This window comes from Cellulophaga sp. RHA19 (assembly GCF_002813425.1).
Lineage (GTDB): Bacteria > Bacteroidota > Bacteroidia > Flavobacteriales > Flavobacteriaceae > Cellulophaga.
This window is the reverse complement of the sequence record NZ_PHUL01000001.1, coordinates 3,317,840-3,338,290: the sequence shown is the minus strand read 5'-3', so window position 1 is coordinate 3,338,290 and position 20,451 is coordinate 3,317,840. Positions and strand designations below refer to the sequence as shown.

The following is a 20,451-nucleotide window of genomic DNA, read 5'->3' as shown; positions in this document are numbered from 1 at the left end:
AGTTTTTATGTGAGTTAGTTGTATTTCTTTTTAAGTAAAGCAAATAAACCAATAAGTGGTCCAATGCCTAAAAATAAGAAAATAAAAGAAGCATTAATGCTTGTTGCTAAAGCTGCTAAAAGCTGAATACTTAAAATGCTAATAGCAAACCCTATAGAGTTTACAAGTGTAAGTCCAGTTCCTTTTAATTCTGTTGGTGCGGCTTGTGCAACTAGACTAGAGAATTGTGGAGAATCTGCTGTTACTGCCATTCCCCAAATACACCAACTAATAATAAAAAATAGCGCAGGTAGTTTAAAAAATAAAGGAGATAAAAAGCAGCAGAGTCCAGAAATAAATAAAGCAATTACAGCTACTTTATAGCTACCGTGCTTTTTAGAAAAAGAGCCGCCAACAGCACAGGATACTGCACCTAAAGCAATAACCATAAAGGTGAAAATAGGAACAGAATAGTTGGTGTTTTGTATGTTGTTTATTGTTTTTATAGCTAATGGTGTAAATGCCCAAAATGCATAGAGTTCCCACATATGACCAAAGTAACCTATTGCAGCTTTTGTAAAAATGGGATTTTTAAACAATTGTACGCCTGCTTTTAGTTTAAGTTTAGAACTTTGTTTTCTGTAAGGTCCGTTAGGAACAAAAATAACAACTACTAAGCCTCCTAGTAAAGCTAAAATTGATGTTGCTTGTAATATTGTTTGGTAATTACTGCCCCAATTTAAGCCACTAATTAAAAAAGGAAAAGCTGTTCCTAGAACTAAAGCACCAACTAAATAGCCTAACGCTTTACCAAGTCCGTTTTTGTAATAATCAGAGGCAATTTTCATACCTACAGGATATATTCCGGCTAAAAAAAAACCGGTTCCGAATCTAGCACCTAAAATGTGCCATTTGGTAATAGTATCTGCAAGTAAACTAAAATTGCATAATGCCGCAAACAAAGCACAAATTGCAAAAACCTTAGATGGTGAAAACCGGTCTGCAATCATTAATAAGGCAAACACCAAAGTACCTAATATAAAACCTAATTGTACAGAGGATAAAACATAACCAATTATACTGTTTCCTAGTCCGGTTTTTAAAGCTAAATCGTCTACAATAGCATTACCAGCAAACCATAAAGATGTACACGCAAATTGCGATACTATTAATAATGGTAAAATATAGGATTTCCTTGTTAAGCTATTCATATAGGTTTTTGGTTGGTCGTACAAAAGTACTAAACCTAAATCCTAAAATATTAATCTATAAAACGTTTTAATAGTTTGCGCACATCTGTAGTACCATCTACATAATATTTTGCTTGTGTTTTTTGGTGACCTACTTTTACGGTAATAGCACTTTCTGGTAATTCTTGAAACATAAATTCATCTGTCCAGTCATCACCAATAGCAAAAACAAAATCATACGTATCATCATTATAAACACGCATAGCAGCACGACCTTTGTTTACGTTACTACTTTTAATTTCCATTACTTTATTACCATTTAGTACGCTTAAATCATCATTAGCAATTAAACTGGTAAGTACTGTGTTTAATTCTGTTGCTCTTTTGTTTCCAAAATCTGGATCTGTTTTTCTATAATGCCAAGCTAAAGAATAATTTTTTTCTTCGATAAAACTACCAGGTGTACGGTCTACAAATGATTCTAAAACAGGATGAATTTTTTGCATCCATTCTTTCTTTACATTTTCTAGCATTCTAAATTCTTCTCCGTTTTGAGAAATCCAAACACCGTGTTCTACAATCATATTATATTTTTTATGTAAAAACCACTTGGTAAAAGTTTCTTTATCTCTACCGCTAATTAAGTACATATCTGTATTTGGTTGTGCAGCAATATTATCTAATAAAGTGTAAAGCTCTTCGTCTGGGCTAGCCTTTTGAGGATCGTTTTTAAAGGCAGCTAAAGTACCATCATAATCTATAAATAATAACTTCTTTTTAGCTAGTTTGTAGTTTTTTTCTACAGTATTTAAAAGCTCTTTTCCTAATTTTTTAGATACATAAGAAATGCTATTTTCTTTTTGTTCTTTTAAAGAATTTACAAAGTCGTTAGCCCATTTTTCTACATTATAACGCTCTAGTCTTTTTTGCAAAATATCATTACGTTCTTGTTGCTCTTCTACAGGCATATTAATTGCTTGCTGCAGCGCTTCTACAGTTTGCTCAAAGTTATTAGGGTTAATTAGTAAAGACTCGTTCATTTCATTAGCAGAGCCAGCCATTTCACTTAAAATTAAAACCCCTGTTTTGTCTGTTCTAGTAGCAATATATTCTTTAGCAACAAGGTTCATACCATCACGAATAGGAGTAAGCCAAGCAATATCACAAGAGGTATATAAATCTATTAAGTTTTCAAAAGGCATAGACCTGTAGAAATACCATATTGGTGTCCAGTTCACTGTAGAAAATTCTCCGTTAATTCTACCAACCAATTCATCAACTTCTTTTTTCAGTAGTTGGTATTGTGGCACGTTAGATCTAGATGGTACGGCTAAGATTATTAGTCTAACTTTTTCTTTATACTCTGGATGCTTGTTTAAAAAATACTCAAAAGCGTTTAATCTTTTTGCAATTCCTTTAGTGTAATCTAACCTATCTATAGATAAAATTAGTTTAGCGTCTTTAGTAGATGCTTTGTGAGCGTTTAATCGTTGTTGAAAATCTGACTGGTTTTCTGTAGCGTTTAATGAGTTTGCTTTACCAGCTTCACTAAATTTTTTATAATCTATTCCCATAGGAAAAGAATCTACTTTTACAATTCTGTTTTCTATATGTACTTCATTAAAGCTAACGTCTAAACCAAGTAAACGTCTAACAGAACTTAAAAAATGTCTTTCGTAATCATAGGTATGAAAACCAATAAGGTCTGACCCCATTAAGCCTCGTAAAATTTCTTCACGCCAAGGTAGCGTTCTAAAAATTTCGTAAGACGGAAAAGGAATATGTAAAAAGAAACCAATGGAAATATCTGGTTTTTTTTCTTTAACCATTTGTGGTACTAGCATTAATTGGTAGTCGTGTACCCAAATAATATCATCATCATCTGCTTTGGCTATAATTTCATCTGCAAATTTTTGATTTACGGCTTTGTATATTTCCCAATTATCAAGTTCAAATTCAGAATACTCTAAAAAATAATGAAATAAAGGCCAAATAGTTCTATTACTAAATCCAAAATAAAATCCATCTACCTCTTCTGCATTTAATTTAACTTTAGCACAACCGTGATCTTTTAAGGTAGCATCAATATTACTTTCTAAACCTTCTGGTATATTTTCATCTGTTAAACCACTCCATCCTATCCATAAATCATTACTTCCAGAGTGTACAGATTTCATACCAGTTGCCAATCCGCCAACACTAGGTGTTGTTTTTATTTCATTATTATGAATTTCTAATTGTACTGGTAGTCTATTTGAGATAATGATAGTTTTACTCATAAATCGGTATTTTTTGCTAGAATTTAATTGATTTTTGTATAAATTTCGATAAAATTGGTAATAAAACCTACTAATTAGAAATGTTTAACCCTAATTTATTATATGGATAATTTAGACTATGGAATTATAGGAAATTGTAGAAGCGCAGCCCTTATCTCTAAGAATGGTGCAATTGAATGGAGCTGTTTGCCTGCATTTGATTCTTCCTCAGTTTTTGCTAAAATTTTAGATGAAAATAAAGGTGGTAGTTTTGAAATCCTAACAAGTAGCGATTATAAAATTACTCAGAATTATATAACACAAACTGCAATATTAGTTACTACATATACTAATGGTAATCATATTTTTGAAGTACGTGATTTTATGCCAAGATATAAGACTGAAGACGGTTCGTATTACTCACCACCAGAAATTATACGCTATATAAGGTATGTGTCTGGTAAACCTACTTTTAAAGTATTGTACAATCCTAAGTTAGAATATGCAGCTGGCGAAACAAAAACTTATATAAAAAAAGAATTTATTACTAGTTTAACACACGGAGAAAAGTTTGATACCGTTTTTTTATACACTTCTTTTAATAAAGAACGTGTAGTTAGTGGTAATGAAATAGAGCTTACCCAAGATGGTTATTTTTTATTTGGGTACAATGAAAAGATTTTTTCGCCATCAGTAAAAAAAGTTTATTTAGAACAACAACGCACCAAAGTTTATTGGTTAAACTGGAGTGGAAAAATTCCTAAGTATCATTTATACAATAAAGAAATAAACAGGAGTTCCATAACCTTAAAGCTATTAACTTACGATAAAACTGGAGCTGTTTTGGCCGCTGCAACCACATCTTTACCAGAAACTATTGGAGAAGTAAGAAACTGGGATTATCGTTTTTGTTGGATTAGAGATGCTTCTATGGTTATAAAAGTAATGTCTGAGCTTGGACACAAAAACGTAGCCAAAAGATACTTGCAATTTATAATAAATCTTATACCAGATAAGGATGAAAAATTGCAAATTATGTACGGTATTAATGGCGAAAAAGAACTTACAGAAGAGACACTAGAGCATTTAGACGGTTACAAAGGCTCTAAACCTGTACGCGTTGGTAATGCTGCATACAAGCAAAAGCAGAACGATATTTATGGCATTCTTATGGATGTTATTTATGAGCAACTAGTAAAGTTTTCTACAGACTTAGAAAATGGAGAAGATCTCTGGGGAATAACAAAAGGTATTGTTTGGATAGTAGATAAACACTGGAAAGAGGCAGACAAGGGAATTTGGGAATTTAGAGCAGAAGATCGTCACTTTACCTTTTCTAAAGTTTTATGTTGGGTTGCAATAGATAGAGCTATTAAAGTTGCTAGAATTTTTAATAAGTCGCACAAAATTGAAAAATGGACTAGGTTAGAGCAGGCAATTAAAAAAGACATTCTAGATAATGCTTGGAATGATGAAGTCAATGCGTTTACCCAGTCTTACGGTTCTACTTATTTAGACGCATCTGTTTTGTTAATGGAATCTTACGGTTTTATACACGCAAAACATCCTAAATTTGTAGCAACGGTAAAAGCTATAGAGAACAACTTATGCAACGATGGTTTGTTGTATAGATATAAAAATGAAGATGATTTTGGGTTGCCATCGTCATCGTTTACAATTTGTACTTTTTGGTTTATAAATAGCTTATTTAAAATAGGAGAAGAAGAAAAAGCACGTATGTATTTTGATAGGTTACTAGGCTATAGCAACCATTTAGGATTGTTTAGTGAAGATGTAGATTTTAAAACAAAAAGACTCTTAGGTAACTTTCCGCAGGCATACTCTCATTTAGCATTAATAGAATGTGCACTTAATTTTTCTGCTAAGGAGAATGATGAAAAAGTACTAGAATCTATGAGAGAATAATTTTGTAGTTTTTTTGAATAAAAGCAAAACCCTTATCTATATAAAAGATAAGGGTTTTGTTTTAGTTAATTTCTTCTAAAACACATTCTAGTAATTGCTTTAAATGTACCTTGGTTGTAAAAGGATTCATAATAGTAACACGTAAATAATGTATACCTCTTAGTTTTGTTTGTACAATGTAAAATTCTCCTTTTTCTAATATAGATTGACGAATTTTTTCATTTAAAGTATTTGTTTCTTTTTCTGATAAGTTTTGGTTAACATATCTAAAGCATACAATGTTTGATGCAGGTTGTACTGCAATTTCAAAATTTGGATCTGCAACAACCATTTCTGCAAACTGATGACCTAAGTCATAAAGCGTGGTAACATATTCATCAAAAATCTCATCTCCATAAGTTTTTAAAATTGTATACCAATGTATGCTTGCCATTGTTTTAGTGCACTCAAACGTGCGTTTTGCAATATTATACCAGTCTTCCTCTTTAGATTCTTCTAATAAATAATCTGCTTTTTGACTAAAAGTAGCGTGTGATGTATTGCCATCCTTAAATAGTAGGGCAGTGGTTAGTGCTGGCATCATCATCATTTTATGACCATCAATAACAATAGAATCAGCTTTTTCTATACCCCTTACAGTGTGTTTGTAGGTTTTAGAAAATATAGCTGCACCACCGTGAGCACCATCAACATGAAACCATATGTTTTTTTCTTGGCTAAAGTTTGCAATGGCATCTAAATTATCATAAATACCAGTAGATGTAGAGGGTGCACTACCTACAATAGCAAATACTTCTATATCATTCTCTTTTGCTTTTTGATAATATTGCTCAAGCAAATTCAGATTCATATTAAAATTTTCGGTAGAAGGTATTTTTATAATTCCAGCATCGCCTAAACCCATAATTCTAGCTGCTCTGTCTACACAATAATGCGCTTCTTCACTAACCATAATTCCTAATGAGTTGGTGCTACCTTGTGCCCATACATTTGTAGATGCTTTTGATTTGCGTGCTGTAAGTAATGCGGTTAAATTAGCCAGCGTACCACCAGATGTTAATATGCCATTTGCGGCTTGTGTATAACCTGCTTTTTTACATAGATAATCTGTAACTATACGTTCTATAGCAGAGGCAGCAACTCCCATTTCATAAACAGCCATACCATTGTTTAAAGAAGCGCTTACAAGTGCGCTTAATGCTGTTATTGGTAGGGTAGGGGTTACTTGGTGACCAATGTATTTTGGATTATGTACGTGTATAGAGTGACTAATTATTGTGCCAAATAAGTTTTTTTCATCACTATTTTTTAAATAATCTTTCCAGAAAAGATGTTCATCCTTTGGCTGATTCCAATGTATGGTTTTGTTGTTCTTATTTTCTAAAGTGTTTTCAAAATGGTCTGCTAGTTCATTTATTAACTCGTGCCCCCTTTTTCTAAAGTTTTCTGGACTGTATGCTTCAACTAATTTTTTCAATCTTATGCATTTAAAATACTAGTTGTAAAATTAGGCCTTTTAAAAACAAAAAACCATCAGTAAAACTGATGGTTTTGTTAAATCTCTGCTTTATAAGCTTCAATTTGAATTAGTCAATCATTGTATACAAGCTAAATCTATGTAGGTTGTATCTTTGTAAATGTACGGTTTTATCTGTTAAAAACAATATTTGTTTTCAGCTTTTACTTTTTCAGCAATTTCATTACGTAAGTCTACAATGTCTGGGTAGTTTTGGTACTTAGTAAAACGTTTAAGTCCCATTAACATCATACGTTGCTCATCACCTTCAGCAAAAGAAATAATACTTTCTTTACCTTTTTTCTCAATAATATCTACAGCGTTGTATAAATATAATTTAGACATTGCTATTTGTGTTTTCTGAGAATCTTCACCAAAACGTTTGGCATTTTTCTCAGTTCTAAGAATAGCAGATTCTGCCATATAAATTTCAATTAAAATGTCAGCAGCAGCAATTAATAACTGTTGGTGTTCTTCTAATTGCGGTCCAAATTTTTGAACAGCACCACCAGCAACCATTAAAAAAGTTTTCTTTAACTTTTTAATCATTACTTTTTCTTCTGAAAACAACTCAGAAAAATCTGGAGTTTCAAAAGATGGTATACCCATTAGTTCACTTTGTACTTCACTAGCAGGGCCTAATAAATCTACGTGACCTTTCATTGCTTTTTTAACCAACATACCTACAGAAAGCATACGGTTAATTTCGTTTGTACCTTCGTATATACGAGCAATACGAGCATCTCTCCAAGCAGCTTCCATAGGTGTCTCTTCAGAAAAGCCCATACCTCCAAAAATTTGAATACCTTCATCTGCACAACTCTGTACATCTTCTGATACTGCAACTTTTAATATAGAACACTCAATAGCATATTCTTCTACACCTTTAAGTTCTGCCTCTTGGTGTGTGTTACCAGCAGCTTCACGCATAGCAATACGGTCTTCTATATTTTTAGAAGCTCTGTATGTTGCAGACTCACCAACGTAAGCGTTAGTTGCCATTTCTGCTAATTTTATTTTAATAGCTCCAAAGTCTGAAATAGGAGTTTTAAATTGCTTACGCTCGTTAGCATATTGTACACCTGTTGTTACAATTCTACGTTGAGAATCTAAACAAGCAGCAGCTAATTTAATACGACCAACGTTTAATGCGTTCATTGCAATTTTAAATCCTTCTCCACGACCGGCAAGCATATTTTCTGCAGGAACAACAGTATCGTTAAAGAAAACTTGTCTTGTAGATGAAGCTCTAATACCTAATTTATGCTCTTCTTCACCTAATGTAATTCCGTTTGCATTTTCTGGATCATACTCAACAATAAAACCTGTAATGTTTTTATCATCTTCAATACGAGCAAAAACAATCATCAAGCTACAGAAACCTGCATTTGATATCCACATTTTTTGTCCGTTAATTTTGTACGATTTTCCATCCTCAGAAAGTGCAGCAGTAGTTTTGCCTGAGTTAGCATCAGACCCTGCACCTGGCTCTGTTAAACAGTAAGCGCCAAACCACTCGCCAGTAGCTAATTTAGGAACGTATTTTTGTTTTTGTTCCTCTGTACCATAAAGAGTAATTGGCATAGTACCTATACCTGTATGTGCACCAAAAGCAGTACTAAAAGAACCTGTACCACTAGAGATATAATCACACGTTAATACTGTAGATACAAAGCCCATTCCTAAACCATTGTACGCTTCTGGTACGGCAACACCTAAAAAGCCTAATTCTCCAGCTTTACGCATAACTTCTTCCGTTAATGCATAATCTTTAGCTTCAAACCTTGCTTTGTGCGCTATAATTTCACGTTCGTTGAATTCAGCTACCGCTTCTTTCATCATTGTTTGTTCTTCTGAAAAATCTTCAGGAGTAAAAACGTCTTCGCAATTTGTTTCTTTTACTAAGAATTGACCTCCGCGTAGGATATCTTTTTCTGTATCTGCCATTTGTTTTTTTATTAGATTTTAAGATTTCTAGAACCAAGAATCAAGACAGCTTAAGTCTGGATTTGAAACTTGAAATCATTTTTGTATTTGTTTATTTTCCTCTGAAATTTAATTTATTTGAATTTCTTAATTAAGAAACTCAAATATACCGCAAGCCCCTTGTCCTGTACCTACGCACATTGTAACGGCTCCATATTTACCTTTCATATCACGCTTACGCATTTCATCAAAAAGTTGAACAGAAAGTTTTGCTCCTGTACAACCTAATGGGTGACCCAATGCAATTGCACCACCGTTTACGTTTATAATATCTGGATTAAGATCTAATTCTCTAATTACAGCTAAAGATTGAGAAGCAAATGCCTCGTTTAACTCAATTAAACCTAAATCTTCTTGTTTTAAACCTGCTTGCTTTAATGCTTTTGGAATGGCTTTAACTGGGCCAATACCCATAATACGAGGCTCTACACCTGCAGCTGCATAATTAACTAAACGTGCAATTGGCTCTAAGTTTAACTCTTTAACCATATCCTCGCTCATTACCATTACAAAAGCAGCACCATCACTCATTTGAGACGAGTTACCTGCAGTAACACTACCACCAGCAGCAAATACAGCACGTAATTTAGCTAAAGCTTCTTTACTTGTTCCTTTACGTGGACCTTCATCTTTAGTTACGGTATATTTCTTTGTCGCTTTTTTACCATTAGCATCAACATAAGTTTGTTCTACATCTATTGGTACTATTTGATCCTGAAAACGATCTTCTGCTTGTGCTTTTAACGCCTTCATATGAGAGTTAAATGCAAATTCATCTTGGTCTTCACGAGAAACTTTAAACTGCTTTGCAACCGCTTCTGCAGTGTTACCCATTCCCCAATAATAATCTTCATGACCAGCTTTAACTATGTCATAATTTAATTCTGGTTTAAAACCTGTCATTGGTACACTACTCATACTTTCTGCACCACCAGCAATAATACAATCTGCCATACCGGCTTGTATTTTTGCAGTAGCCATACCAATTGTTTCTATTCCGGAAGAACAAAAACGGTTTACAGTTACCCCAGGAACATCTACAATATCTAATCCCATTAAAGAGATTAAACGTGCCATATTTAAACCTTGTGCACCTTCTGGCATTGCGTTACCCACAATAACATCATCAATGCGCTTTGGATCTAAACTAGGTAGCTCAGTCATCATATGTTTAATGGTTTCTGCAGCTAATTCATCTGTTCTTTTAAAACGGAACACGCCTTTTGGTGCTTTACCAACTGCGGTTCTGTATGCTTTTACTATATATGCTGTTTTCATTTTTTTTCTTTAAGATTAATAGAATCAAGAGTCAAGACAAATTTTCTTGAATCTCCAAGTCTTACTTCTTGTTTCTAGTTTCTAAGAGGTTTCCCTTTAGTTAACATATGCTGAATTCTTTCTAGAGTTTTACGTTCTGTACATAAACTTAGGAAAGCTTCTCGCTCTAAATCCAATAAATATTGCTCACTTACCAATGTTGGTTCAGATAAATCTCCACCAGCCATTACATAAGCTAATTTATTTGCAATTTTATGATCGTGCTCACTAATGTAGTTACTATCTTCCATAGAATCTGTACCTACTAGGAACATACCTAAAGCTTGTTTACCTAGTACTTTTACATCTGTTCTGCGTACTGGTTGTGTATAGCCCATATCTGCCATTAGTTTAGCGTGCTGCTTTGCAACTGCTATTTGGCGTGCTTTGTTAACAACAACTATATCTTTTCCTTTTTGTAAAAGGTTAGAGTCAAAGGCTTCATAAGCAGAAGTAGATACTTTTGCCATACCAATAGTTAAGAAATGCTCTTGTAGTACATTTAACTGTACATCTCCTTTGCTAAAAAGATCAGATGCTCTTAAAGCCATTTCTTTAGAACCACCACCACCTGGTATAACACCTACACCAAACTCTACTAATCCCATATAAGTTTCTGCAGCTGCAACTACTTTATCTGCGTGTAATGATAGTTCACAACCACCACCTAATGCCATACCGTGAGGAGCAGAGATAGTTGGTATAGATGAGTAACGCATACGCATCATTGTATCTTGGAAGTATTTAATAGCCATATTTAGCTCATCATACTCTTGTTCAGCAGCCATCATAAATATCATACCTATGTTAGCACCTACAGAAAAGTTTGCTGCTTGGTTACCTACTACTAATCCAGCAAAGTCTTTTTCAGCAAGGTCAATAGCTTTGTTTAATCCTGCTAAAACATCACCACCAATAGTGTTCATTTTAGATTGGAACTCAACATTAAGTATACCATCACCTAAATCTTCAACAACAACGCCAGAATTTTTAAATACTTCTGATGTTTTTCTAATATTGTCTAGAATGATAAATGAATCCTGACCTGGAATTTTTGCTTGTTGTTTAGAAGGAATGTCATAAAAGAATGAAGCACCATCTTTAACTGTGTAAAAAGATGTATTGCCAGAAGCAACCATTTCATTTACCCAAGCAGCAGGCTCTAAACCTTCGGCTTTCATTAATTCAATACCTTTTTCTACTCCAATTGCATCCCAAATCTGAAAAGGACCGTGTTCCCATCCAAAACCAGCTTTCATTGCATCATCAATCTTATATAGCTCATCTGTGATTTCTGGAATACGATTAGATACGTAAGCAAATAAGGCAGTAAAGCTTTTTCTGTAAAACTCACCCGCTTTATCTTTTCCTTTTACTAATATTTTAAATCTGTCTACTACTTTATCTACTGTTTTGGTAAGTTCTAAAGTTGCAAATTTTGCTTTTTTAGCAGATCTGTATTCTAATGTGTTTAAGTCAAGAGATAAAATTTCTTTTTTACCTTCTGCTGAAACTGTTTTTTTATAAAAACCTTGTCCCGTTTTACTTCCTAACCATTTGTTCTCCATCATTGTATTAATGAAGTCTGGTAGTTTAAAAAGCTCTAAACGTTCGTCTTTAGGACAGTTTTCTCTAATACCGTTTGCTACGTGTACTAAAGTATCTAAACCAACAACATCTACTGTACGGAAAGTTGCAGACTTAGGACGACCAATTACTGGTCCGGATAATTTATCTACCTCTTCTATAGTTAAGTCTAAATCTTTAACTGCGTGAAATAAACTTTGAATACTAAAAATACCAATACGGTTACCTATAAAAGCAGGTGTATCTTTAACTACTACAGATGTTTTACCTAAAAATTTCTCTCCGTAACCGTTTAAAAATTCTAATACCGCAGCATCAGTTTTTGGTCCCGGAATAATTTCAAATAAGTTTAAGTAACGTGCAGGATTAAAAAAGTGAGTTCCGCAGAAGTTTTTCTGAAAATCTTCAGAACGACCTTCACTCATAAAGTGTATAGGAATACCAGAAGTGTTAGAAGTAATTAACGTACCTGGAGTTCTGTATTTTTCTAATTTTTCAAAAACTTGTTGTTTAATATCTAACCTTTCAACAACAACTTCCATAATCCAGTCTACATCTGCAACTTTAGAAATATCATCTTCTAAGTTACCTGTTGTAATTCTGTTTGCAAATTTTTGACTGTAAATAGGAGAGGGTTTAGATTTTAAAGAAGCTTTTAGAGCATCGTTTACCAATCTATTCCTAACTACCTTATCTTCTAGTGTTAAGCCTTTTGCTTTTTCTTTGTCGTTTAGTTCTCTAGGAACAATGTCTAACAATAGCACTTCTACACCAATATTTGCAAAGTGACAGGCAATGCCACTACCCATAATACCAGAGCCAATTATGGCTATTTTTTTAATGTGTTTGTTCATTTCTATTTAGACCTATTTATTAGTTATATTATTTAAAAATCTCTTTTTTAGCTATAAGCGAGTTGATTGTTTCTGTAACCTCAAAAAAATTGTTTAGCTTTTCTTCTGATATATTAGCTTTAACAGTACTGTTAAACTGAAAGACAGTGTCTTTAGATAACGTTCTTTTTTGTAATCCAATATCTGTTAAGTGAATAATTACACCTCTGCCATCATTAGGGTTGGGTTTACGAACTATAAACTCTTTTGCTTCTAAACTTTTAAGTATTCTAGATAAGCTGGTGGCTTCCATCCCCATTTTTGGTCCTAATGCAGTAGATGCAGTACCTGTTTTTGGGTCTATGCTTAATAAAGTAAAAGCCATTGCCATTGTATTATTATGGTTTTTTGCTTCTTCATTATACATCTTAGCTACCGCTAGCCAAGTTTCTCGTAAAGCATAATCTATGGTAATCTCTTTCATTTGTAATTTGAATAGGTTACCAAATATAGTGAAAATTTATTATGCATGCATAATAAATTCAAGAAAAAATGTGTCCTTAATATATACTTAACATTAAAATTAAGTAAAGTGGGTAGAAGTGTAGTTAATTAGCTGCTAAGGTTTTAGAGTCTTAGCAGCTAAAAAAAATTAATATCCGTAAATATCATTGTAAAGAGCCTTGTATTTCTCTTTTATTATTTTTCTACGTAATTTTAAAGTAGGAGTAACTTGTCCGCCTTCTATACTCCAAACATCTGGAGTAAGTCTAAATTGTTTAATTTTTTCCCATTTAGCAAAGTTTTCATTGGCAGCGTCTACCTCTTCCTGAAAACGAGCTATTACCTTTTCATTAGTAACCAAGTCCTCATTACTTGTAATGGTAATATTGTAACGTTTAGCCCATTCTTTAACAAAATCAAAATCTGGCTGAATAAAAGCTGCAGGCATTTTTTCGCCTTCACCAATTACCATTACTTGATCTATAAACCTAGATTGTTTACATCTGTTTTCTAATAACTGTGGAGCTACATATTTACCACCAGATGTTTTAAACATTTCTTTTTTACGGTCTGTAATTTTTAAGAAACCATCTGAATCTATTTCTCCTATGTCTCCTGTATGAAAATAACCGTCTATAATTACTTCTGCAGTTTTAGCATCATCCTTGTAATAGCCCATCATTACTTGTGGACCTTTAATGCATATTTCTCCGTCTTCAGCTATTTTAACTTCTGTGCGGTCTAATGGTTTACCCACGGTACCAATTCTAAATCCGCCATTACGCATATCGTTTACAGATATTACTGGCGATGTTTCAGTTAGTCCGTATCCTTCCATAACACCAAATCCAGCAGCGTTAAATACACGTGCAAGTCTTGGTTGTAAGGCAGCACTACCAGAAGCCATAACGCCAACTTCGCCACCAAGGGCAGCTTTCCACTTGCTAAAAACTAATTTCCTAGCCAAGCCTAATTTTTTCTCGTACCACCAGCCATTTTGTTGGTATGGTTCATATTGTAAACCTACTTCTACAGCCCAAAAGAATGCTTTTTTTTGAAAACCAGTTAAAGCAGTTCCTTTGGCAATAATTTTATCGTATACTTTTTCTAATAATCTTGGTACAGCCGTCATTACTTGTGGGTGCACTTCTTGTGCATATTCACTAATTTGGTCTATGGGAGCATAGTGTATAGCTGCACCACAGTACTGATATAAGTAAATAAGCATGCGCTCATATACGTGGCACAATGGTAAAAAGCTTAAGGCTTTTGATGTTCCTAATGCTATTGGTATTCTTTTAAAACTTTCTAACGCGTTGCTTACTAGGTTATCGTGTGATAACATAACACCTTTAGGTCTTCCGGTTGTACCAGAAGTGTATATAAGTGTTGCCAAATCTGTTGGCTTAACAGAGTCTTTTAATTTTTCTACTTCATCTTGGTTAGATTTGTCTTTACCAAGATCTAAAATTTCAGACCAGTTTTTACAATTATCTAATTCATCAAAAGAGTAAACTTCTATTAAAGACGGTACTTGGTCTTTTATTTGATTTACTTTGTCAAAAACATCTTTACAAGAAATAAAGCAATATTTTGCTTCAGAATGATTTAATACATATGCATAATCTTCTTCTGAAATAGTAGGGTATACAGGTACATTTTGCGCACCCAATTGAAGAATACCAATATCCATAATATTCCACTCCATTCTATTGGTAGAAGATATCACGGCAATTTTATCGTTTTTAGAAACACCTAATCTTAATAGGGCTCTACTCATTGTATTTGCTTTGTCTAAGTACTCTTGGGTAGACATATATTCCCACTTGTCATTGTGCTTAGTTGCTAATGACTTTTGTAGGTTGTACTCTTTTAATTGATAATAAGGAAAGTCAAATAATCTAGTTACTTCTTGCATAAGAATTGATTGTATCAGTGTTGCAAATTAAGAAAAGGAATGCTTATTTTAAAATTAGATTCGTAAAAAAATAGCATAATTTCTATTATTTTCTTAGTTAGTATTATTAATCAGCTATAATATAACAAGTTAAGTTTTTGTTAAAATTTAAAAAAATATGAACATTTGTTTTGTTTTTATACTTGTAGAGCAGTTAAACGGTTTAATATTTTAATAATCTATACCCTAAATTAAACTATTTACTCGTATTGGAAGTATAATAAATTGTTATATTTTTATTTACAAAAGAGTCTATTTGCCTCTTTTATTGCGAATTAACCGTTTGTCTACACTAAACAGCATTTTATCGCACTAAATAAGCCTTTAATCTTGTGCTACTACTAAAATAAGAAGTAAAGAGGCATTTTTGCTGTAATTAATTAACGCCCCAAATCATTAATTATGACTAAAATTTTACCTTTAAAAACCTACTTGCTGCTACTTAGTGTGGTATTCTGTGCTTTAAGTACAACTGCACAGTCAGAGCCTTTTGAGTGCGATTATAATGCGTACCTCTTTCAAACAAATGATATTTATGCTCTAGATTTAGCATCTGGAAGTTCATACCTAGTAGCAGCCGATGTTGTACCAGGAAACATTAATGCTGCAGCATACAACTCTGCAGATGGTTACATTTGGGGGTATTTGTCTTCTCCGCAAATTTCTATTGTGCAAATAGGTAAAGACTTTACGCCTACAGTGCACACTATTCCTGAATTACCAAATAATGGAAATAAGTATGTTGGAGACATTAACTTAGATGGAATTTATTATTTAAGGGCAGGAGGTTCTACATATTACGCAATAGATTTAAATCCTGAATCTAATAATTACTTAGGGTACATTGGATCTTATACTTTGGATACTAGTATTAGTATTCATGATTGGGCTTTTAATTCTGTAGACGGTAAATTATATGCGGTTAGTAAAGGTACAAATAGGTTATATAGAATTACAGCAGAAACAGGTGCCGTAGAAGATTTGGGTGAAGTACCAATCTTATCGGGTTTTAATTACACCTATGGAGCTGTTTATTTTGATGTAGATGGTAATCTTTATATATCTGCAAACCAAACAGGATCTGTTTACAAAATTAATGAGGTGCAAAACATAAGTTCTAACCTTATGATATCTAATATTTTTGCCTTTGGACCAGCAAGTTCTTCTAATGACGGAGCACGTTGTCCTACAGCTCCAGTACCACAAGAAGATTGTATTAATGGTATAGATGATGACGGAGACGGACTTGTAGATTGTGATGATCCTTCTTGTTCAGGAATTAGTTTATGTCCTGCAATTACAACAACATCTGGAGGTAATGATGGAGGTTTAGAGAGTAATGATAGACTTGCAAACCTTATTACAAACAGAAATTACAATAGAGTAAAAAACAATTATATTTTTGATAAAACTACAGCCAAGCAGGTTATAAAAGATAAAGGATACAAATTAAGCGGAAAATATTCTAGTGATAATATACCGTTATCTGCTCTTGTACCATTAAATGTTTTAGGAGAAACTAGTACAATAGAATCTTCTCCTGCAGATTTGTTAGCATTAACTAATGCAAGTGATATTTTTTCTGTAGATTATTTAAAAGGAGAGCAAACCATTGGTGCTCTAATGGTTATAAAAACAGATAATACTGTTTATGAACACAGTAAATTTATATGCGATCGTTTTTTAGGAGCAGAATTACTTTCTGTATCTAATTTAAATATAAGAGATAATAATTTTATAAAATCTATAATTAAACAAGCAGATGGTAGCAAGGAGTTTGCTTTGTCTTTTTCTGCAAGAGTTAATCCAAATAATAGTTTTACAGTAGAGTCTCACTGGAATATTGATGCATATGAAAAAGATAATATGTTTTACAATTTTCAAATATGGTCTAATTCTGTAGATGATTTGGTTGTTATGGCAGAAGAAATTTTATCTCTGCTTGAAGCCAATGCTGCAATAGAAGGTTATAAGGGTTCTACACCACCACCTGTATTTGTAAGATCTGCAAAATATACAAACGGTACTGTAGAAATGACAGTTGTAAACACAAACGTATCTAAAAAAATGACTTTGGAGGGTGGTTTAAAAAGAACAGAAACTAGTGAAACTGATATGGTTACATTACAGGCTTCTTTAGATAGGTATATAGACACAGTAGTTGTAGAAACTGGTGCTTTGTTTGATTTAGGTTTTAGGCTTAAAAATGAAAAAGGAGATACTCCGGATGATTTATTTGTTGCAGATGCACCTTGGGGAGTAGATAGTTCTACAGCTACTACAGATGTAACAATGTATGAAGTGGAACAAAACAGTTCGCCTTATTTAGGAGATGGGTATAGAATAGAGCGTAATGTACATTTAAAAGGAACAACACAAGAATATATTGGTACTTACAGAGCGTTTAATCCAAGGTTTTTAGCAGTAGATTTATCAGAATATAAGCAGTTGTCTTTTACAGCTTCTGGCACTGGTACATTAGAAGTAAAACTATTAAAAGCATCAGGAGAACCGTATGTAACAACAGTGGAATTAACTAATGAGGAACAACGTTTTGTACTAGAAGACAATGACTTTAAAAATGAATTTGGTGGCGATACAGATTTTAATTCATTAAAAGTATTGTTATTTAACTTAAAGTCTGGTGATGGCTCTTTACAGGAAAAAGAATTGCAATTGTCTGATATTGATTTTAATAACACAGAAGAGCGTAATGCTTATTTAGAAAAAAATAGGACTAAATCTGTATTATTACCTAATCCTGTACAGAATAATACAACACTATACTTTTTTGAAGAGTTACCAAGTACTTACACACTAGAAATTTATACTGTATCAGGAACATTAATGCCTGCGTACACTATAGTTGGGAGTGCAAAACAAGGACAAAATAGCATAGATGTTAACGTGTCTAGTTTGGCAACAGGAATTTACCTTTACAAGTTAATTAGCTCTAACAATGCTATTTGGAGTGGTAAAATGATAAAAAAATAAATACAACCATTAATGTAAACACTAACCATTACATAAACACAACCATTCAAAAAAAAGAGCAGGATTTTTATAATCCTGCCTTTTTTGTTTTTCTATGCTAGTATTCTACTTTTTATAAATTTAAATTGCCCATTGTGGTTAGACTCGTGCTCACATACGTGAAACCATTTACAGTAGTTATTTGTTGGAGCCCAAGGAAATTTTTCGTCAACTTTTAATAACCATTTGTCATCTCTATTAGCAAATTCTTTTAGTGTATTTTGTCTTACTTCGTCTAAAGCATCTAAATAATAACTTAATTCATTACCTTTTATTTTTTTACGAGCTTTATCTCCCAATCCAGAAGCAATACTCCATCTTTTAGTATCCTCTTTAGGCCAATCTCCCCAAGCTTTGTCATTAAAAGTATGTATTTGGTAAAAGCGTTCTGTTGCAGCTAAATGCATGAGCATTGCTCCAATAGAGTTAGCATTGTCATCTACTAAATAATCTAAATCAGAAATACTCATATTACGCACTGGAGCAAGTATAACCATTCGCATCCATGTCATCATCGAAACCAAGGTTCCTATTTGCGAACTGTAACCTTCTTTAGGACCAATAATATTTATATCTGTATCTTGTGTGTAAATAGTAGTTGTAGGTTTGCCTAGCGGAAAAGCTAATAAACTACTTGTTCCCATTGTAAGCAAAGATGCATTTTTAATAAAAGATCTTCTACTGCTGTTTTGTTCTTTTTTTTCCATTTTTTTTTAGATTGATGATTTATGAGGTAAGTTACAAAAATCACCTTAACAGAAATACATCTTTTTTTTGCTCTTATTTCTTACGGTTTAATTGATTTTAAAGTTGTTATATTCCTTATTTTTGCAACTTGTAAATTTGTTAGTATGATTAAGAAGCGTGCAAAACAGCTTACTTTTATTCTTATAATTCTATGTTATCTAGGTTTTTTGACAGCTATTTTGTTTGAAAAACAGAACAATTATTTAATTACGGGCTTTTTAATTATAGCTTTAATTTTATTATTTGTTACCTATAAAAAAACACCTCTAAGTGCTAAAAATCACACGTTGGAGCATATTTTAACTATTTCATTTGTATTTTTTGGGGCAATAATCACATACTTATTACATACTTCTTTTGGTTTTACAGCAGTTTTGGCAGCATCTGTTGTGGGTTTAGTTATTAGTTTTTTGCCTAATTTAATTAAAAATAATACGCTTGTTAATACAATACCTACCGCTGTGTATTGCGGTGCTTTTGTGGGTATGACAAATGCTAGCATAGCACCAGATTATGTGTTTATCTCCTTGGCTAGTTTGTTTACAGGAGTATTATTGGTGGGGTCTAAAGGCAGTTTTAATGGAGTGGGAGGCAAGCTTGGTACGCTAGCTTTTGGAGGTGTAGTATTGGCCTTTTTTATAACCTTTTTACTATCATAATGAGAACAGAACACTTTGTATTGCTACTTATTGGAAGTTTATCTGCTATTGTAACTTTTTTATTGCAGTTTAAGTATAAGCAAAGCGCTGTTAGGGCATCTGCATTAGTGGGAGTTTTGTCTGGCGGATTTGTATTTCTATTTCCTAATTTGTTGCCAAGTTATTTTTCTCATCATTTGCCTTTAGTTTGTTTTGGAGCATCGTTTATAGGTATGGTGTCTTCTAGTGTTACAAAGAGTTATTGGGTAATAAGTATTTCTGGAGTAATTTTTACGGTGCTTTATTTAAATACAAGTACTTACTTTACAGGTTTTGGAGGCGGATTAGGTTCTGCAGCGTGTATTGCTCTTTTGGTAACTTTAGCGATACCTATTGTTGTAAATAAAGGAAATATAACCAATGGCTTTTTACAGTTAAAAAGACTTATAAGTAAGCAAAATTTTAAGAAGTAGGCTCTTATTTTAGCGTAATATTTTTAAGTTCTAATTTAAAATCCTCTGCTTTTTTATTACCTATTAAAAAGGCAATCTCATGTATACTATCACCATTAAAGTTAGGAATGTTAACCTCATTTCCTCTATACATTGCATACATACTATTTAATTTAATATCTATAGTCTGCCATTCTCCATTAGTAGTAAAAGGAGCAATAAACCAATGTTTAGTTTCTGTGTTTTCTTTTATTCTAAATTGATATGCCTTGCCGTCACCTTTTAATGTAATACAAATAGTGGTGTAATTTTTACAGTGTAACGTTGTTTTATGTTTAACCATAGCAAAGCCACCATTATTATCTAGCGATACGTGACCACTAAAAACACCAATATGATCAGTTAAAACTTCAAAATTACTTTTAGATACACCACCCATAACAACATCTGTAATCGTATGCCATTCTTTAGAGTCTGTTAAGGAAGTAAAATCGATAATAGTTTTCATATGATTTAAAGAGTTTTATT

14 protein-coding genes are annotated in these 20,451 nt (G+C 32.9%); 4 read left to right on the top strand and 10 right to left on the bottom strand.

Translation table 11 applies throughout. The features are described 5' to 3' along the window. Positions 1 to 14: 14 nt before the first annotated feature. Both AX016_RS14655 and AX016_RS14650 read right to left on the bottom strand, forming a co-directional pair. Positions 15 to 1,190: an MFS transporter gene (locus AX016_RS14655; RefSeq protein ID WP_100896325.1), complete on the bottom strand. Its 1,176-nt coding sequence runs from the start codon at positions 1,188 to 1,190 to the stop codon at positions 15 to 17. A 50-nt stretch (positions 1,191 to 1,240) separates the two neighbouring features. Further along, complete coding sequence (locus tag AX016_RS14650) at positions 1,241 to 3,448, bottom strand: bifunctional alpha,alpha-trehalose-phosphate synthase (UDP-forming)/trehalose-phosphatase (RefSeq protein ID WP_100896324.1); 2,208 nt, start codon at positions 3,446 to 3,448, stop codon at positions 1,241 to 1,243. Between the two features lie 102 nt (positions 3,449 to 3,550). Here AX016_RS14650 and AX016_RS14645 point away from each other — a divergent pair, with 102 nt between their 5' ends. Continuing rightward, the gene (locus AX016_RS14645) at positions 3,551 to 5,353 is read left to right on the top strand and encodes a glycoside hydrolase family 15 protein (protein ID WP_100896323.1); all 1,803 of its coding nucleotides are present in this window, start codon (positions 3,551 to 3,553) and stop codon (positions 5,351 to 5,353) included. Between the two features lie 61 nt (positions 5,354 to 5,414). Here AX016_RS14645 and AX016_RS14640 read toward each other — a convergent pair whose 3' ends face one another. From AX016_RS14640 to AX016_RS14615, 6 genes are all read right to left on the bottom strand, one after another. Next, positions 5,415 to 6,830, bottom strand: a complete 1,416-nt coding sequence (locus AX016_RS14640; RefSeq protein WP_100896322.1) for a pyridoxal phosphate-dependent decarboxylase family protein — start codon at positions 6,828 to 6,830, stop codon at positions 5,415 to 5,417. 177 nt (positions 6,831 to 7,007) lie between these two features. Then, positions 7,008 to 8,816 (bottom strand): acyl-CoA dehydrogenase family protein, encoded by a 1,809-nt coding sequence (locus AX016_RS14635; RefSeq protein ID WP_100896321.1) that lies wholly within the window; start codon positions 8,814 to 8,816, stop codon positions 7,008 to 7,010. A 126-nt stretch (positions 8,817 to 8,942) separates the two neighbouring features. Beyond that, the gene (locus tag AX016_RS14630; RefSeq protein ID WP_100896320.1) at positions 8,943 to 10,133 is read right to left on the bottom strand and encodes an acetyl-CoA C-acyltransferase; all 1,191 of its coding nucleotides are present in this window, start codon (positions 10,131 to 10,133) and stop codon (positions 8,943 to 8,945) included. A 74-nt stretch (positions 10,134 to 10,207) separates the two neighbouring features. Next, complete coding sequence (locus AX016_RS14625) at positions 10,208 to 12,613, bottom strand: 3-hydroxyacyl-CoA dehydrogenase/enoyl-CoA hydratase family protein (RefSeq protein ID WP_100896319.1); 2,406 nt, start codon at positions 12,611 to 12,613, stop codon at positions 10,208 to 10,210. A gap of 28 nt (positions 12,614 to 12,641) precedes the next feature. Then, positions 12,642 to 13,076, bottom strand: a complete 435-nt coding sequence (locus tag AX016_RS14620) for a MarR family winged helix-turn-helix transcriptional regulator (RefSeq protein WP_100896318.1) — start codon at positions 13,074 to 13,076, stop codon at positions 12,642 to 12,644. A gap of 168 nt (positions 13,077 to 13,244) precedes the next feature. Beyond that, the gene (locus AX016_RS14615; RefSeq protein WP_100896317.1) at positions 13,245 to 15,014 is read right to left on the bottom strand and encodes an AMP-dependent synthetase/ligase; all 1,770 of its coding nucleotides are present in this window, start codon (positions 15,012 to 15,014) and stop codon (positions 13,245 to 13,247) included. Positions 15,015 to 15,455: 441 nt separating this feature from the next. Here AX016_RS14615 and AX016_RS14610 point away from each other — a divergent pair, with 441 nt between their 5' ends. Continuing rightward, a complete protein-coding gene (locus AX016_RS14610; protein WP_100896316.1) occupies positions 15,456 to 18,047 on the top strand; it encodes a DUF6923 family protein in 2,592 nt (863 codons plus the stop codon). 92 nt (positions 18,048 to 18,139) lie between these two features. On the opposite strand, the gene AX016_RS14605 is transcribed toward AX016_RS14610, so the two are convergent. After that, positions 18,140 to 18,793 (bottom strand): DinB family protein, encoded by a 654-nt coding sequence (locus AX016_RS14605; RefSeq protein WP_100896315.1) that lies wholly within the window; start codon positions 18,791 to 18,793, stop codon positions 18,140 to 18,142. Positions 18,794 to 18,937: 144 nt separating this feature from the next. On the opposite strand from AX016_RS14605, the gene AX016_RS14600 reads away from it, so the two are divergent. Both AX016_RS14600 and AX016_RS14595 read left to right on the top strand, forming a co-directional pair. Next, positions 18,938 to 19,492, top strand: a complete 555-nt coding sequence (locus tag AX016_RS14600) for a hypothetical protein (RefSeq protein WP_100896314.1) — start codon at positions 18,938 to 18,940, stop codon at positions 19,490 to 19,492. After that, a complete protein-coding gene (locus tag AX016_RS14595) occupies positions 19,492 to 19,944 on the top strand; it encodes a hypothetical protein (RefSeq protein ID WP_100896313.1) in 453 nt (150 codons plus the stop codon). The genes AX016_RS14600 and AX016_RS14595 overlap by 1 nt, the downstream gene beginning before the upstream one ends. 4 nt (positions 19,945 to 19,948) lie before the next feature. Here AX016_RS14595 and AX016_RS14590 read toward each other — a convergent pair whose 3' ends face one another. Next, entirely contained in the window at positions 19,949 to 20,431 is a 483-nt protein-coding gene (locus tag AX016_RS14590; protein WP_100896312.1) for a CIA30 family protein, read from the bottom strand. Between the last annotated feature and the right edge of the window lie 20 nt (positions 20,432 to 20,451).